The organism is Nocardia acididurans (assembly GCF_016741815.1).
Lineage (GTDB): Bacteria > Actinomycetota > Actinomycetes > Mycobacteriales > Mycobacteriaceae > Nocardia > Nocardia acididurans.
The window spans coordinates 17,019-33,066 of the sequence record NZ_JAERRJ010000008.1; the positions used below are offsets into that span (position 1 = coordinate 17,019).

Consider the following 16,048-nt stretch of genomic DNA (forward strand, 5'->3'; position numbering starts at 1 on the left):
TGCCGGACAGCCGGTTACCACGCGCCGATCAGTGGCGCCTCGCGCGCCCGCCGCCGCCATTCCCCGGCGAGGCGATCGAGCCGCCGCGGGTCCGTGATGCCGCGCACGCCCGCGATCCTGTCGTCACGGACCTCCAGAACAGTGACGCCCAGGACCCGGTCGTCGAGTGCGGCCAGCATGGCCGGGCAGCCGTTGACGACGACGGCGTGGATCGAGGGCGAGCCGCCGACGAGTCTGCGCTTGGCCGGTGACGGTTTGAAGGCCCGCATCGCTTCGGCGAGCCGCCGCGGCGTCGTGAACCGGATCAGCGTCTCGGCCAGGCCCAGCCCCAGTCCGGCGGAGTCCGAGAGGCCGGTCGCGTCGTCGGTCAGCAGCGCGATGAGCTGTTCGGTCCGGCCCGAGGCCGCCGCCGTGACGAATGCCTCGACAATGCGGCGCGCGGCGGCCTGGTCGACGTCGGTATTGTTGCCGGCGTTGGTGATTCGACGCCGGGCGCGGTGGATGTGCTGCTGACTCGCGGATTCGGTGATGCCCAGCATCTCGGCGATCTCGGCATGGCTGTACGAAAGGCTTCGTGCAGAACGTATACCGCCCGCGCCACCGGCGACAGACGCTCCATGAGCGTCAGCACCGCCAGGGTCACCGATTCCCGCTGCTCGACCGTATCGGCCGGGCCCAGCATGGGGTCGCCGTCGAGGAGCGGTTCGGGCATCCAGGCGCCGACCGCGCGTTCGCGTCGCGCCTTCGCCGACCGCAGCCGGTCGAGGGCCAGATTGGTGACGACCTTCGTCAGCCAGGCCTCGGGCACCTCGACGTACTGCTGATCGGCGGCCTGCCACCGCAGGAAGGCGTCCTGGACCGTGTCCTCGGCGTCGGCGGCCGAGCCGAGCAGGCGGTAGGCGAGCGAGGCCAGCCGGTTCCGGCTGGCCTCGAAACGCGCCACGGTGGCGGTGTCCATGAGCATGGGCACGACCCTATGCGGTGGCCGTCTCGCGCGAATCCGCGCGGCTGCCGGCCGAGCGGTACCTGTGGTTCGGCTTCCCGAACGTCGGACGGCTGATCGCCCAGGCACTGGTCGCCACGATCGCCGACTTGACCCGGGCCGCCGAGCGCCCGCGCAGCGCCCCGGGCTTCGCCCGCGCGTCCTCGTCGACCAACTGGAAGATCCCGTCCTTGCGACCGAGGCTGATGTGGTTGCCGACATAGGGCAGTGCGCTCGCCTTGATCCCGCGACCGGTCAGGTCTCCGATGATCGTCGCGGCCGCCTGCGTGCCGGTGAATCCCGCTGACGCACAGGACATCGGCAACGGATGGCCGTTCTCCCCGAGGACGAAGACACTGTCCCCGGCGGCGTACACATTCGGATGCGAGACCGAGCGCATCTGCCGGTCGACGGTGATCTGTCCGTTCGGCTCCACCGCGAGACCACTGGCGGCGGCGATCGGGTGGACGGCGAACCCCGCCGCCCACACCGTCGCATCCGCGGCGAAGACGGTGCCGTCGGCGGCCGACGCGCCCGCCGCCGTGACGCGTTCGATCCTGGTGTGCTCGTGGACGGTGATGCCGAAGCGGTCGAAGGCGCGCAGGAGATGACGGCGTGCCTTCGGCCCCAGCCAGCCGCCCAGTTCGCCGCTGGTGGCCAGACCGACCCGAAGCGCCGGATGGGCTTCCGCGATCTCGGTCGCGGCTTCGATCGCGGTCAGGTTGCCGCCGATCACCAGCACCCGTCCGGTCTCGCCCAGCTCGTCGAGGCGGGCGCGCAAACGCAGCGCGGCGGGACGCGCCGCCACGTGGAAGGCGTGCTCGGCGACTCCCGGCACATCGTGGTCGGCGGCGGTACTGCCGAGGGTGTAGAGGAGGGTGTCGTATTCGAGCCGATCGACGCCCGCGTTGTCGGTGACCGTCACGGTCCGGGCGTCGGCGTCGACGCCGGTCACCTTAGCCACCCGAAGCCGAATATCGGTGCCCGCGAACACCTCCGCCAGCGGCCGGTGCGGCAGCTCGTGCCCGGCGGCGAGCTGGTGCAGGCGCAGCCGCTCGACGAAATCGGGTTCGGCGTTGACGACCGTGATCTCGAAGTCGTCGCAGTGCAGCTGACGAGCCAGGTATCCGGCGGTGTAGGCCCCGGCGTATCCGGCTCCGAGAACAACGATGCGGTGCTTCATGATTCGCTCCTGTCTGGTTCGCGTGCTGCTTGAACGAGACAGCCTCCGAATTCCTGACACCCCTCATCGGTGAGCTGGGTCACGTCGGCGGGAGCGCACCGCCGTCGGCCGTCAATACGTCGGTGCTGCCGCGCTGCAAACTGTCATCCCCTGCGTACATCCTTCGGCGGATGCGGCCGAGGGGGTTGTTCGCTGAGGGTGGGGGTATGCGATCACTCGTGCGGTGGGTACTGGTGCCGGTGCTGCTCGCGACCGGGTGCGGCGGGACGACGGCGCAGGATCCGGGAACCACGTGGTCGGCGTGCGCACCGGCGGGCGTCGACGCCGCGGGGCGGAGTTGGGAGTGCGCGGTTGTCCGCGCCCCGCTCGACTACCGCGAGCCGGACGGCGCGTCGATCGATCTCGCTGTCATCCGCAGTCGCACAGCCGATCCCGCGCAACGGCTCGGTTCGCTGGTGTACAACCCCGGCGGGCCGGGCGGTTCGGGATTCGAGACCGTGGCCGCCGCCGCCGCGAAATTCGCCGCCGCACTGGATCGATACGACCTGGTGTCCTGGGATCCACGCGGTGTCGGCCGTAGCGCGCCGGTGGTGTGCGGTGCCGTCGAGTTGCCGGAACGAGTGCCGAGGTCCGATGCGGAATGGGCCGAACTGGACGCGGCCAGTGGACAATTCGCCGACTCCTGCAGCGCCGAATCCGGCCGGCTGCTGCCGCACCTCGGTCTCTTCGACTCCGCCCGCGATATCGATCTGATCCGCGCCGCGCTCGGCGAGGAGACACTGAACTTCCTCGGGGTCTCCTACGGCGGGCAACTGGGCGCCGCCTATGCGACGGTCTTCCCCCACCGGGTCGGGCGGATGGTGCTCGACGCGCCCGGTACACCACTGCGCACGTTCCAGCGCAGCCTGCTCGATCAGGCCGAGGGGAGCGAGGCGGCACTGCGGCGATTCCTCGCGTTCTGCCTGTCGGGGAGCTGCCCGTTGGGTGCGACCGAGCCGGAGGCGCTCGAGCGCGTCGACGCGTTGCTCGCGCAGGCCGATTCCGCGCCCCTGCCGACCGGACGGGAGCCGCTGACTCGCGCGGTGGCGGTGGCCGCCCTCGGTATCGGCCTGGCCGCGCCGGAGATCTGGCCACAGTTGACAACCGCTCTCGCCCTGGCGCTTTCGGGCGACGGCTCCGAATTGATCAGCTACGCGGACCTTTTCACCGGCCGCGCCCCGGACGGTTCGGTCTCCAACTTCGCGGCGATCAATACCGCGGTGAACTGTGCGGACTATCCCGACGTGTACTCCGCCGACCAGATCCGGGCACTGCTGCCGGCTTTCGCCCAGACATCACCCCGCTTCGGCGAACTGACCGGACTCCGCCTGCTCGAATGCACCCACTGGCCCGTGCACGGCGTCGGACGCGACCGCCTCGACGGAACGGGCGCCGCGCCGATCCTGCTCCTCGGCAATCTCGGTGATCCGCAGGCGCGCTACGACTGGGTCCGCGAAGTGGCCGACGCGCTCGCCTCCGGCGTGCTGCTCACCTACGACGGTGTCGGCCACGGCGCCTACGGCGGTGTGAACACCTGCGTGGACGCCGTGGTGAACGCCTACCTCGACGAGGGCACGCTTCCCGCACCGGAAACGCGCTGCTGACCCAGCCCTCGGTGCACGGGCCAGGCGCTCCCCGGCAGACTGAGGGGATGGGTTCTGGTTCGTCAGCTCGGCCGTCGCCCGCGGATCTGGCCGCGGCGCAGGACAAGACCGTGCCCGATGTGATCGGGCCCGGTTTGCGGGTGCTGTTCTGCGGAATCAATCCGGGTTTGTGGTCCGGGGCGACCGGACTTCACTTCGCTCGTCCGGGAAATCGGTTCTGGCCGGCGCTGCATCGGTCCGGTTTCACGCCGCGCCAACTGCGACCCGAGGAGCAGCGCGAACTGCTCGGGCTCGGCATGGGGATCACGAATGTGGCCGCGCGTACGACCGCCAAGGCCGAGCAGTTGACTACCGACGAGCTGCGTGCCGGTGGGCGTGAACTGGTTGAGCGGGTCGAGCGGTATCGGCCGCGTGTGCTGGCCGTACTCGGAATCGGCGCTTACCGCACGGCTTTCGGTCGTCCACGCGCCGCGATCGGTCCCCAATCCGACCGAATCGGCGATACCGCGGTGTGGGTTCTTCCCAATCCCAGCGGCCTCAACGCCCACTACACACTCGACGCCCTGGCCGCTGAATTCCGTGCGCTGCGTGCGGTCGTCGACACCGGTCGCACCGGGTAGCCAGCGGACCCGGAGAATTTCTACCAGCCCCCGGTTCTGGCGGGTGTAGTCGCCTCGTAGTGCGAAGTATGGTTCTGCCGTACCACTTCGAGGAGGTTTCATGGCGGTTGCCGGGCGATTTTCGCGCCTTGGATTGATGGCCGGAATCGTTTCCACCGCTGTGCTTTTCGGCCTCGGCGGCTGGGATCGGCGCTGGATCGCCGATGACGGGTTGACGGTGTTGCGCACCGTGCGCAACCTGCTGGCGGGCAATGGACCCGTCTTCAACGCGGGGGAGCGGGTCGAGGTCAACACCAGTACGGCCTGGACGTACCTGATCTGGTTCTTCAGCTGGGTCACTCGGGCGCGGCTGGAATATGTGGTGCTGGGTCTCGCTCTGGCACTGTCGATTACGGCCATCGTGTTCGCCATGCTCGGTGCGGCCCGGCTGTGGGGAGGCCGGCGGTGGGTACTTCCCGCGGGCGCCCTGGTGTACATCGCGCTGCCGCCGGCGCGGGACTACGCCACGTCGGGGCTCGAATCCGGTCTGGTGATCTGCTGGCTGGCACTGCTGTGGTGGCTGATGATCGGTTGGAGCCGCTCCGAGGAGTCGCGGCCCGCCGGTGTGTACGGCGCGGCGTTCGTCGCCGGTCTGGGTCCGGTGATCCGGCCCGAGATGACGGTGGTGGGAGCGCTTGCGCTGCTGATGATCTGGTGCGCGCCGGTGCCCGGGAACCAGCCGCGCCCGTGGTTGTTCCGGATTCGGCTCGTGGTGGTGGCGGGGCTGGTTCCGGTCGGCTATCAGGTGTGGCGGATGGGCTATTACGGTCTGCCGTACCCGAATACGGCTGTCGCCAAGGACGCGGGCGCGGCGAAGTGGCGGCAGGGGCTGGGCTACCTCTGGAATCTGGTGGGACCGTACTGGTTGTGGGTGCCGATGCTCGCACTCGGTGTGGCGGCACTGGTGGCGGTGTGGTCCCGGTACGGCCTTGTCAGGATCGGCGACGGACCGAAACCCGCTGTGCGTGAGCGGATTCGGAATTGGCGGCGCGCGCTGCGATCCCCGGCCGCCCCGGTCGCGCTGATGCTCGGCAGTGCGGTTCTGCTCACCGGCTACGAAATTCGGGTCGGCGGCGACTTCATGCACGGTCGCATGCTGCTGCCCCCGCTGTTCTGTGCTCTGCTGCCCGTCATGGTGATCCCGCTGAAGCCTGTTGCGGCCCAGGCGAATACCCGCCGCAACCCGAGCCGCACGGTCGTGGCGGCGGCGCTGGCGGTGACCGCGGGCTGGGCGCTGTGTGCCGCGCAGACCACCGCCATCACGACCGGCAACCGAATCACCGCCTCCGGCATCGCCGACGAGCGGGGCTACTACGTGCAGACCACTGGCCGTCAGCACCCGATTCGGGCCGAGGACTACCTGGACTACCCGCGCCTGCGCGCCATGCTACGAATGACATCCCGAAATCCCCACGGCGGCTTGGTGATCAACACTCCATCCTTCACCGACTGGTACCTCGTCCGACCGCCGGCCACGGACACGCCCGGGGGCGCGGGTCACACCCTCTACTACATGAATATCGGCATGATGAGCATGAACACGCCGCTCGGCGTGCGCGTCCTCGATCCGATGGGCCTGGCCTACCCCCTCGCCGCACACACCGCGCGCTTCCCCGACGCGCGCATCGGCCACGACAAGAACCTCGACTCCGACTGGGTGGTCGTCGATTCCGGCGTGCTCGACCACTTCCCGTGGCTGCCTTCCTATCTCGGCCAGGAATGGGTGGACCGCATCCGAACCGCCCTGACCTGTCCGCAAACCCAGGACCTGCTGGCCTCCACCCGCGCGCCCCTCACCGCCGACCGTTTCCTGCGCAACCTCCACCAGTCCCCGACCTACGCCCGCTACCGCATCGACCGGGTCCCGGAGAACGAGATCGCACGCTGCCGCCTGACCGAACCGGCGGGTTCCTCGGGGCCGTGACGTCCTCGGTCAACGCCGTGTTCGGCCGACCTTCGCGGTTTGCTTCAGAGTGCGTACGGGGTGAGCAGGGTGGACTGCCCGGCGTAGGTGGGAGCGCCGTCCTGGTCCTTCGGGAGTGCGGTGAGGCGTTTCCGGCTGGCGATGGCGCGCAAGTACGCCGGGTCGAGACCGTGGTCGCGAAGCTGAGCGTCGGTGAGGGTGATGTGCTGCCAGATCCGGTAGTCACCGAGCTTGCGATGAGCGTCGTTGAGGGCGACCACGGTGGCCAGGAATTTCTCGGCGTAAGGATCGAATTCCATTTCGCGGAGAGGCAATTCGCCCGCTGTGACGGCGGCGGCGATATTGCGCCGCACGCCGTCGGCGAAACGGAACAGATAGACGGCGTGCCGATCGGAGCGTTGGGCCTGTTTGGCGAGAGCGGCGGCGACGGCCGCCTCGTCGTCGGGGCGCAGCAGGTACTCACCGAGGAAGAAGCCGTTGAGATCCTCAGGTTCCAGGACGCTTACATTGAGTTGAATCGCACGCCCGTTCACGGTGAACGACCGCTCGTAGTTGCCCGTCGTGAGGTTGGTCAGGATCTTCTCGATATCAGGCCACATCTGATCGAAGTCCGCCGCGGCCAGATTCTTGTGCGGAGTTCCGGTCAATTTCAGGTGCCGGTAGTACTCGTCCTGCATCCAGCTCGAGATATCCGACCTGAGCTCGAGCCGCTTGGCGAGTTCGGCCGCCGTATTCCGCAGCTGAGATTTCGTGATTCCCATGGCGATCACCCCGAATCATGGTGCAGTTCAACATGGCCAGGATAGGGCGCGGGGCCTGGGGTGATGCCGGTTACGCAGCCGCGTGGCACAGATGGACAGTGTCGAGCCGCGGGGTTGGCTGGTTTGGTGCCGCGTCAGTGTCCCTGCTGGTCGGTGAGGTTCAGCCCTTCCTTGGCTTTGACGCGTTTGTGCTCGAGCAGGATCCATGTGATTCCCGCACCGCCCAGCACCACGGTGGCGATGCCGCCGACGAGGACCCAGCCTTCGAACCCGTAGCCGGCGGCCGTCAGTGTCGCCGCCAAAGCGATGATGGCCAGCGCGCACAGGATGATCCCGGGGATGTTGTAGCCATCCTCGATGCCCTCGCCTGCGTGATTTCTCGTGGTGCGGTGGTGGTCGGGAAACTCGTTGTGCGTCCGGCGCAGCCGACGAAGCGCGGAAGCCGATTGCGGATTCGAGAAGGTCATCACGTCTCCTTCGCTTGTGTGTCATGCCGACTCGATGCCACCCGGCTACCCGCGAGCCTGCGCGATAAACGCCCGGACCCCCTCGGTCGTTCGGTCGCGGGGCCGCCCTGCCGATGGTGGGCGCGAGCCGGAATCGCCCCGCCACCCGGTGCGAGTGCGGGGGAGCGTGGGCGGTGGGCTATCGTTGAGGACATCGAGGAGTGATCTTGCTTGCTCCTGACCGTCGTGGATGATTTCTTTCGCGTCGGCTCCCAGCGGTTACCGCAATTTCCGCACACCGCTGAAGGCTCAGCCCGAACGCTCGAAAGGCAACCCCGAAATCCCATGACGTCTCGTTCATCGAGCCCTGACACTTCGTTCGCCGCCCTCGGCCTCCGGCGCGGGCTGGTCGACAGCCTGTCGGCGAAGGGGGCGACCGCGCCGTTCCCCATTCAGGCGGCCACCCTGCCCGATACCCTCGCCGGTCGTGACGTGCTGGCGCGCGGCAAAACCGGCAGCGGTAAGACCCTGGCCTTCTCCATCCCCATGGTCGAACGGCTCGCGACCGGTGCCGGTGAGCGTGCGCCCGGTCATCCGGCCGGCCTGATCCTGGCCCCGACGCGCGAGCTCGCCACCCAGATCGCCGCCACCCTCGAGCCCCTGGCCGCGACCTGTGGGCTGCGGGTGACGACCATCTTCGGTGGCGTCCCGCAGAACCGGCAGGCGCGGGCGCTGAAGAACGCCGACATCGTGGTCGCGTGCCCCGGCCGCCTGGAAGACCTGATGCGGCAGGGGCTGGTATCGCTGAACTCGGTGCGGATCACCGTGCTCGACGAGGCCGACCACATGGCCGACCTCGGGTTCCTTCCGGGCGTCACCCGCATTCTCGCCGCGACACCCGAGCACGGTCAGCGACTGCTGTTCTCGGCCACGCTCGACAACGGGGTGAACAGGCTGGTCAAGCGGTTCATGCGAAACCCGGTGTCGCACAGCGTCGATGAGGCGCACTCCCCGGTGCCCGCGATGACCCACCACGTCTTCGAGGTCGGCGGCGCGGACACCAAACGCGAGGTTGTGCAGACACTCGCCGCCGGCGCCGGACGTCGAATCCTGTTCATGCGCACCAAACACCATGCGCGCCGGCTCGCCAAACAGCTGACCGCCGCGGGCATCCCCGCCGCCGACCTGCACGGCAATCTCTCGCAGGCCGCCCGTGATCGCAATCTGGCCGCCTTCGCCGACGGCAGTGTGCGCGTCCTGGTCGCCACCGATATCGCGGCCCGCGGCGTCCACGTGGACGACGTCGAACTGGTCGTGCATGTCGACCCGCCGACCGAGCACAAGGCGTACCTGCACCGTTCGGGACGCACCGCACGGGCCGGAAATTCGGGCGACGTGGTGACGATCGTGCTGCTGGATCAGCGCAAGGACGTTGCCACCCTGCTCCGCAAGGCCGGTCTGGACGTCACTCCGCAGCGGGTGACGGCGCATTCGGCGGCGGTCACCGCGCTGGTCGGAGCCGAGGCGGCGCTCGTCGCGCCCCGGAATCCGGCCGCGTCCACCACGCGCCCGGAGAAGCCGGCGGCCCGCCGCGGTTCGGGCGGCGCACAGCGGGCGCGTACGGACAAGCCCCAGACCGCCAGGCGTGAAAAGCCCCGTGGCACCGCAACTCCCACCCGCCGCGGTGCCGGCGCACGGGTGGAGGGGAACCGCCAGACGACGGGCAGCCACGGCGCGTCGAGCACGACCGGCCGACGCTCCAGCACGCCGGACAACAAGCGCGCAGCCGTCAAAACCGGCACTCGCACCGCGGGTTCCGGCGACAGCGCATCCCACGCCGGGGCATCGCGCGGCCGCAGCGCCCGCCCCGCCCGCCGCCGCGGCCGCGACCTCTAGGTCTCGGCAACCCGGCCCATCGGTCTCCCGCGGCCGGAAAGGGTGTATCGGTAGGAGTGATTGGCCGGATCCAGGACGGGTACGCCACCGACAGAAGGTGGTTTGCCTGAATTGCCAGAGTGTTCAGCCGAAGCTCCTGCGGCCTCGTCAACGGCGACGGGGTCTCGCAACGGCGCGAGGGAGCCGATACCAACGGCTGTGGATGTGTATCCCTCCGGCATACCGGGAACCCCCTATCGCAGGGTTGAGGAGCCAGCCCAGTCCTCACGGCGGTACGTCCGCCGGAGGCGCCAGATCCGTGGACGGCGACTTCAGCCGACGCGCAACCCGATCCGAGGGACGCGCAATGACACCATCACGATCATCCGGGCACCTCGTGGTGGCCACACCGGCATCACCTGCCACGACGCCGGTGTGCAGGGTCAGCGGTGACATCGATATCCAGACGGTCTCCGAATTCCGTGCCGCCCTTGGCATGACCCTGAAAGCCGACGCACTCGTAGTCGTCGATCTCAGCGAGGTCACCTTCTGTGGCGTCACCGGCCTGCGCGCCCTCCTCGACGCGCGCGAATGGGCCCTGGACCACAATTCGTCGCTACGGCTCGTGGGATCTCGCTGTGTCCGGCGATTGATCGAAATCGCCGGACTCGCCGACGAATTCGAGATGTCCGCCGGTAGGTGACCACGCTGCGGCTCCCGAATTCGCGAACCCGATGCGTGTCCAGGGTCGGTGAGTCCGATCGCTGTGCCCCGGCGCTTGCGGCAGTGTGCACGCCCGCCGGTTGGGTAGCTCTGAAATGTCGAGGACATCGTTTCAAGAGCGGGGCGATTCGAGAACAGTAGCTAGGAGTTGGCTATGGGAATGCATACGGCCGATCGGCCGCCGCGACTGCCGCAGCCGTGCGGTGATATGTCGGCGGGGATCATTGCCGCGCTGCGGGGCGATGCCGGTACCGGCGTGCCCGCTCCGGCCGACGGCGATCCCTGGGATCGTGACGCGCAGTTGTCGCTGCACACCTGCTATGGCCTGCATTACCGGGGGTTCGAGGATGTGGACCCGGAGTGGGAGTGGGATCCGGGGTTATTGGGTCTGCGCGCGGTGCTGGAACGCCGGTTCCTGGAATGGCTGCGTGCCGAGACCGCCGGGGGCGCGGACCTGGACGCCGAGCTGGACCAGTTGCTCACCGTTCCCGAGGAGGACTCGGGGCTCAGCGCCTTCCTGCGTGATCAGGGCCTGCCGTGGCAGGCGCGCGAGTACTTCGTGCACCGGTCGATCCTGCACCACCAGGAGGCCGACCCCTACGCCTGGCTGATTCCACGACTGCGCGGCGAGGCCAAAGCCGCGTTGGTCGCGGTCGAGTTCGACGAATTCGGGGGCGGGCACGGCGAGCGAATTCACCAGCGGCTCTACGCGGATCTGCTGCGGGGCGCGGGTTTGAACCCCACCTACCTGCGCTATCTGGATGTGGTGCCGACGCAGATGCTTGCGATCGTCACCATGATGTCGCTGTTCGGCCTGCACCGCACGCTGCGCGGCGCGGGCGTCGGGCATTTCGCGGCCGTGGAGATCTCCTCCTCACCCGCGTCGAAACGGATGGTCGACGCCTTGGAACGACTCGAGGCGGATCCGGCGTGCGTGCGGTTCTACCGGGAGCACGTGGAAGCCGACGCCGTCCACGAGCAGCTGATGCGCCGCGGGGTCATCGATGACCTGCTCGCACAGGAACCCGACCTGCGCGAGTCGATGGTCTTCGGCATGCAGGCCACCACGCTGCTCGAAGACCGCTTCACCGAATTCGTGCTCGGACAGTGGCAGGCCGGAAGCAGTTCACTGCTCGCGGACGTGCCGGAGGTCGGGGCGGACGGCGAAACTCTTCGATCCGGAACCGGTTAACCTGCGATTTTCCGGCTATCCCCGGTGAGTGATGTTGATCTGCCCACCGGGCGTCTACCGGCCACAAGCCGACACTCGACTACTGACCCGCGCCTTGACCGAGGCGAAGGTCGCCCGACACAGCCGGGTGCTCGATGTCTGCACCGGCACCGGAGCGCTGGCGCTGGCGGCCGCCCGCGCCGGCGCGGTCTCGGTGACCGCCGTGGACATCTCCCGGGGCGCGCTCTTCTCCGCCTGGGTCAATAGCCGGTTGCGCCGTATGGATATAGCTCTGATTCACGGTGACTTCCGAAACGTTCTGTTGGGCAGGCGGTTCGATATCGTGCTGGCGAATCCGCCGTATGTGCCGACCGGCCGCTCCGATGTGCCGCGCGGCGCCGACCGATCCTGGGACGCGGGCCCCGACGGACGGTCGGCCATCGACTCCCTGTGCCGAATCGCTCCCGAATTGCTTTCCCGCACAGGCTTTATGCTCATGGTCCACTCGGCGCTGTGCGGTGTCGACGACAGCCTCACGCGGCTGCGTGCGAGTGGTTTGAAGGCCGCGGTCGTGGCTCGCGCGGTGATCCCGTTCGGTCCGGTGTTGCGCAGTCGCGCCGCCTGGCTGACCGCCCGCGGCTTCATCCAACCCGGCCAGCTCGACGAGGAACTGGTGGTCATCCGTGCCGACCGACCCCGAAACTGACCGGCGGACAATCACTTACACCGCCGAGGGCCCGGCGCTCATCGAGGGCCCGGTGGAGCTGGTGACCGCCGACGGCCGGACCATCCGCAGCGACCGCTGTCTGGTCGCGCTGTGCCTGTGCCGCCGCTCGTCCATCTATCCCCTCTGTGACACGAGCCACCGTAGGCACCGTCGCACCTCTGACTAGCGCGGGTGTTCCTTTGTGGCCCAACCACATCGTGCGGTCATGGTTGGTCGGCCGGAAACCGGGTATCGGCGGAAACGACCGAACTCGGAAGGATGGGAACTCATGAGCACTCCAGCCACCACCACCCTGCTGACCCAGCTGCGCACGGTCCGCGATCTCACCAATACCGAGATCCAGATCGCGGAAACCCGTATGGCGCAGGCCCGCACGGATGCGGTGCGCCGCGAACTGTCCGAGAACGCCGGCAATGCGCGAGCCCGCGCCGAGGCCGTCGAATCCGCGGTGCGCGAACTCGGTGGCGTCCCCGAACTCGTGGGCCCGTTCCTGGGCCGGGCCGCCGCCGCGGTCAAAGCGGTAGGGGAGCAGGCACAGCCGTTCGACGAGGCCCTGCTCGGCGACCTGCGGCTCGAACATCAACTCCTCGATCGGGCCCGCTACATCAAGGCGCTGGCGACCACCGCACAACGCGCCGATCTGATCGCCCTGGCGGACCGGCTGATCACCGCGCACACCGCGACGGTCGAATGGCTGACCACCGTCCTGGCCGAAGACGCGCTCGGCGGCCCGGCGGCCTTGCGCCGCACACCGTTCCAGGCCGTCGCCGGCACCGTGGTGAAGCTCGCCAGCCTGCCGGTCGCCTGGTCGGCCCGCGGAGTGGACCGTGCGCTCGACGTATTCCGTTCCACCCCACCGGCATTGAACGACCTGCTCAACCGCGGCGCCCGCGCGGGCGAGATCACCGCGAAGACGCTGACGGCGTCCCGTGACGCCGCCCTGGAACGCGCCGAACAGGTCACCCGCCGCGAAGGCGCGGGCACTGCCGCCGAGGGCCTGCATTCGTTCCGCACGGCCACCGGCACCCTGGAGCCGCGCGAACTGCCCATCGACGACTACGAGCAGCTCAATGTCAGCCAAACTGTCGCCGCCATCAAGGAATTGAAGGATCCGGCCGCCGTGCGGGCGGTCCTGGCGTACGAGGAGGCCAACAAGAACCGCAACAGCGTCGTCTCCGCCGCCCAGACCCGGGTCGCCGCCATCGCGAAGGAGGTCACGGGTCTGAACTGACCCTCGGTTGCTCCTGCGATGCCCGCTTCCGAGCGGGCATCGCGTCGTCCGCACTGTGATTCAGCGCCGACGCCGTAGGCGATCGTTATCGCTCTCCAGACGCTGATTGTGCTCGTGCAGATCGGCATTCGCGTCCTCGAGCTGGAGAATCCGGGCGATCGCGGAGAGGTTGACGCCCGTTGCCGCCAACTCGGTGATGCGCCGCAGGCGGGCCAGATCGTCGCCACTGTACCGGCGGGTGCCGCCGGGGCTGCGCGCCGGAGTGAGCAGACCGTGCTGTTCGTACAGACGCAAAGTCTGCACGCTGATCCCGGCGAGCTCGGCCGCCACCGAGATGCCGTAGACGCCGCGTCCGGACTCGGGTAGGTGCGGTTGCTGTGCGGATGTCCCCGAATCGGGCACCATGACTCCTTCTCGCTGTGCGGCAGAAACTCTCAGGCAAGTCCTTGCATCTTCAGTGTAGCGGTGCTACAAGAAATCTATGCTCTGAGCTACAGATAGTCTGTGCTCGCATCCGCATAGAACAGGGAACCTGCCAGGTGGGAGGATTCGTGATGAGCGAGGTCGTGCTGCCGCTCCGTATCGGCCCGACGACCGGGAGTTTCCGTTTCTGGTTCGCCGCCCAGCGGTGGGAATGGTCGCCCGAGCTATACCGTATGCACGGCTACATGCCCGGAGAGATCGAACCGACCACGGAATTGCTGCTGGCACACAAACTTCCGGACGACCGCGAGCACGTCGCGGCCGCCGTCGCCCGTTCCATCGAAGAAGGCGCGCCGTTCTCGAGCCGGCACCGGTTCCTCGACCGGACGGGACAGGAACACACCGTCATGGTCGTCGCCGATCGAATCCTCGACGATGCGGGCGCCGCCGTCGGAACCGCCGGCTTCTACATCGACCTCAGCGACACCCTCGCCACCGCCGAACAGATGACCGTCGACGAACGCCTGCCGGAACTCGTGCAGGCGCGCGCGGTGATCGAACAGGCCAAAGGCGTGCTCATGCGGATGTATCGGATCAGCGCCGAACAGGCCTTCAGCGTCCTCATCTGGCGTTCCCAGGAAACGAATATCAAGCTGCGCGTGCTGGCCGAGCAGCTCATCGAGGAACTCCCGTCGGTGCCGTCCGCCCCCGCGCCCATCGTGGCCGCTTTCGATCACACGCTGCTCACCCTGCACGAGCGAGTACCCGCGCATCGACGTCACTGAATCCGCCGGCACCTCACATTCGGCGCGGCTGTGTCGTCGGACTGTCGGAAGCACAGGGTGGGTGCCGGTAGTGGATCGCGGCCCCGAAAGCTGAACGGAGACACCATGACGTCGAATGATCCTCGGATCAGAGCGTTGCTGGAGGCCCGCGCCGAGGCGCAACGGTCGAAGGATATCGACCGGCTCATGTCGTTCTATGCACCCGACATCGTCTACTACGACGCCGTCGCCCCGCTCCGGTTCACCGGGACCGATGCGGTGCGCCGCAATTTCGTGCGATGGTTCGACGGCTACACCGGTCGCATCGGTTTGGAAACACATGACCTGACCATCGTCACAGCCGACGACGTCGCCTTCGCCAGCATGCTCCACCTCGACTCGGGCGAGCGCCGAGGCGGAATCGAGCTGCCGATCTGGGTGCGGGAAACGGTCTGCCTGCAACGATCCGAGGACACCTGGGCGATCACCCACGAACACATCTCGATTCCCATCAACCCGGCGAACTTTCAAGTCTGGTTCGCGTCGGGGAAGGACGCGCCCGCCCGGCGTGGCGGACGCTCCATCCTCGGTTTGCTTGCGACCAGTCTGCTCACCCGCTTCAGAACCGGCCCCGGCGATCGACGCCGGGTGCGCGGTGTCGTCGCAGGTCAAAGCCCGGTTGAACCGCCTACCGGCGGCGCGGCCCCGACTCACGCAGATGCCGGTTGAAGAATCGGCCGGCCTCCTCGCCCGCGTAGTGCGGGACGCCGGTGTGCCCGCCCATGTTGGCGTACAACGCTTTCTCCGCGGAGCCGAAGGCGTCGAAGAGGTCCAGGGCCTGCTGCCGGTCGTTTCCCTCGTCGTCCCACTGCAGCAGGACGTGCAGGGGAATGGTGACCCGGCGCGCCTCCTCGAGGATGGCGCGGGGAACGAAACTTCCGGCGAACAGGACGGCGGCCGCGATACGTGGATCGACCGCCGCCAGGCGGGTGCCGATGGAGATCACCCCGCCCGAGTATCCGACCGGCCCGCCGATCTCGGGCAGCGCGAGCAGGGCGTCCAGGGTGGCCTGCCATTCCGGGACCGCCCTGTCCACCAGCGGGAGGATGAGCCGGTCGATGATGTCGTCGCCGACCGGACCGCCCGCGGCCAGGGCTCGGCGCAGGTCGGTGAGGGCTTGATCAGCGGCGGCCGACCGGGGTCGGTCGCCGCTCCAGGGCAGTTCGATGGTGGCCACCGCGTAGCCCGCCGCCACGGAGTGCCTGGCCCTGTCCAGCAGCCGCGGGTACGCCTTGCGCAGCCCGAGCGGAGGAGGACTGACCAGAATCAGCGGCAACGGCTGGGTGGCGGATCCGGGTGTCCAGAGGATGCCGGGAATCTCCTCGAGGACGAATTCGCGTTCGAGAAGGTCGTCTTCGTGGCGCTGTTGCGAAATGAATTGCACGGTAGTGCCTTTCGGGAGTGCTGGTGATCGGCGCTCCCGGACGGCGACCTACCGCCCGACCGTGACCCCGGAGGGGAGCACCCATGTCGATA

17 protein-coding genes and 1 pseudogene are annotated in these 16,048 nt (G+C 68.2%); 11 read left to right on the forward strand and 7 right to left on the reverse strand.

Translation table 11 applies throughout. The features are described from left to right. Positions 1–14: 14 nt before the first annotated feature. From JK358_RS39370 to JK358_RS20945, 3 genes and pseudogenes are all read right to left on the reverse strand, one after another. A complete protein-coding gene (locus tag JK358_RS39370; protein WP_232851661.1) occupies positions 15–539 on the reverse strand; it encodes a sigma-70 family RNA polymerase sigma factor family protein in 525 nt (174 codons plus the stop codon). A gap of 263 nt (positions 540–802) precedes the next feature. Then, a pseudogene (locus JK358_RS39375) lies at positions 803–964 on the reverse strand (sigma factor); the annotation flags it as partial. 10 nt (positions 965–974) lie between these two features. Further along, positions 975–2,165: an NAD(P)/FAD-dependent oxidoreductase gene (locus tag JK358_RS20945; protein ID WP_201949458.1), complete on the reverse strand. Its 1,191-nt coding sequence runs from the start codon at positions 2,163–2,165 to the stop codon at positions 975–977. A 206-nt stretch (positions 2,166–2,371) separates the two neighbouring features. Here JK358_RS20945 and JK358_RS20950 point away from each other — a divergent pair, with 206 nt between their 5' ends. From JK358_RS20950 to JK358_RS20960, 3 genes are all read left to right on the forward strand, one after another. After that, complete coding sequence (locus JK358_RS20950) at positions 2,372–3,808, forward strand: alpha/beta hydrolase (RefSeq protein ID WP_201949459.1); 1,437 nt, start codon at positions 2,372–2,374, stop codon at positions 3,806–3,808. 47 nt (positions 3,809–3,855) lie between these two features. Then, positions 3,856–4,428, forward strand: coding sequence for a G/U mismatch-specific DNA glycosylase (gene mug, locus JK358_RS20955; RefSeq protein WP_201949460.1), 573 nt, complete (start codon positions 3,856–3,858; stop codon positions 4,426–4,428). 136 nt (positions 4,429–4,564) lie between these two features. Next, on the forward strand, positions 4,565–6,391 hold the full coding sequence (locus JK358_RS20960) for an arabinofuranosyltransferase AftB family protein (RefSeq protein WP_201949461.1): 1,827 nt from the start codon (positions 4,565–4,567) through the stop codon (positions 6,389–6,391). A gap of 44 nt (positions 6,392–6,435) precedes the next feature. On the opposite strand, the gene JK358_RS20965 is transcribed toward JK358_RS20960, so the two are convergent. Together JK358_RS20965 and JK358_RS20970 are read right to left on the reverse strand one after the other, a co-directional pair. Beyond that, on the reverse strand, positions 6,436–7,152 hold the full coding sequence (locus tag JK358_RS20965; protein WP_201949462.1) for a hypothetical protein: 717 nt from the start codon (positions 7,150–7,152) through the stop codon (positions 6,436–6,438). A gap of 134 nt (positions 7,153–7,286) precedes the next feature. Continuing rightward, entirely contained in the window at positions 7,287–7,619 is a 333-nt protein-coding gene (locus tag JK358_RS20970; protein ID WP_201949463.1) for a hypothetical protein, read from the reverse strand. Positions 7,620–7,943: 324 nt separating this feature from the next. Between JK358_RS20970 and JK358_RS20975 the strand changes: the two genes are divergently transcribed. From JK358_RS20975 to JK358_RS21000, 6 genes are all read left to right on the forward strand, one after another. Beyond that, positions 7,944–9,494: a DEAD/DEAH box helicase gene (locus JK358_RS20975; RefSeq protein ID WP_201949464.1), complete on the forward strand. Its 1,551-nt coding sequence runs from the start codon at positions 7,944–7,946 to the stop codon at positions 9,492–9,494. A 346-nt stretch (positions 9,495–9,840) separates the two neighbouring features. Then, entirely contained in the window at positions 9,841–10,176 is a 336-nt protein-coding gene (locus JK358_RS20980; protein WP_201949465.1) for an STAS domain-containing protein, read from the forward strand. A gap of 174 nt (positions 10,177–10,350) precedes the next feature. After that, positions 10,351–11,388 (forward strand): iron-containing redox enzyme family protein, encoded by a 1,038-nt coding sequence (locus JK358_RS20985; RefSeq protein ID WP_232851662.1) that lies wholly within the window; start codon positions 10,351–10,353, stop codon positions 11,386–11,388. A 31-nt stretch (positions 11,389–11,419) separates the two neighbouring features. Then, positions 11,420–12,073 carry a HemK2/MTQ2 family protein methyltransferase gene (locus tag JK358_RS20990; RefSeq protein WP_201950170.1) on the forward strand — a complete coding sequence of 218 codons (654 nt, stop codon included), beginning with the start codon at positions 11,420–11,422 and terminating at the stop codon, positions 12,071–12,073. After that, positions 12,051–12,260, forward strand: coding sequence for a CDGSH iron-sulfur domain-containing protein (locus JK358_RS20995; protein WP_307817654.1), 210 nt, complete (start codon positions 12,051–12,053; stop codon positions 12,258–12,260). Before JK358_RS20990 ends, JK358_RS20995 begins: the two co-directional genes overlap by 23 nt. Positions 12,261–12,362: 102 nt before the next feature. Continuing rightward, complete coding sequence (locus JK358_RS21000; protein ID WP_201949466.1) at positions 12,363–13,325, forward strand: ferritin-like domain-containing protein; 963 nt, start codon at positions 12,363–12,365, stop codon at positions 13,323–13,325. A 60-nt stretch (positions 13,326–13,385) separates the two neighbouring features. Here the strand turns inward: JK358_RS21000 and JK358_RS21005 are convergent, their stop codons facing one another. After that, complete coding sequence (locus JK358_RS21005; protein ID WP_201949467.1) at positions 13,386–13,730, reverse strand: MerR family transcriptional regulator; 345 nt, start codon at positions 13,728–13,730, stop codon at positions 13,386–13,388. Positions 13,731–13,879: 149 nt separating this feature from the next. On the opposite strand from JK358_RS21005, the gene JK358_RS21010 reads away from it, so the two are divergent. Both JK358_RS21010 and JK358_RS21015 read left to right on the forward strand, forming a co-directional pair. Then, complete coding sequence (locus tag JK358_RS21010) at positions 13,880–14,533, forward strand: PAS and ANTAR domain-containing protein (protein WP_201949468.1); 654 nt, start codon at positions 13,880–13,882, stop codon at positions 14,531–14,533. A 135-nt stretch (positions 14,534–14,668) separates the two neighbouring features. Then, entirely contained in the window at positions 14,669–15,241 is a 573-nt protein-coding gene (locus JK358_RS21015; RefSeq protein ID WP_232851663.1) for a YybH family protein, read from the forward strand. On the opposite strand, the gene JK358_RS21020 is transcribed toward JK358_RS21015, so the two are convergent. Further along, positions 15,201–15,956, reverse strand: coding sequence for a dienelactone hydrolase family protein (locus tag JK358_RS21020; RefSeq protein WP_201949470.1), 756 nt, complete (start codon positions 15,954–15,956; stop codon positions 15,201–15,203). The two genes, JK358_RS21015 and JK358_RS21020, sit on opposite strands and share 41 nt — an antisense overlap. Positions 15,957–16,048 lie beyond the last annotated feature (92 nt).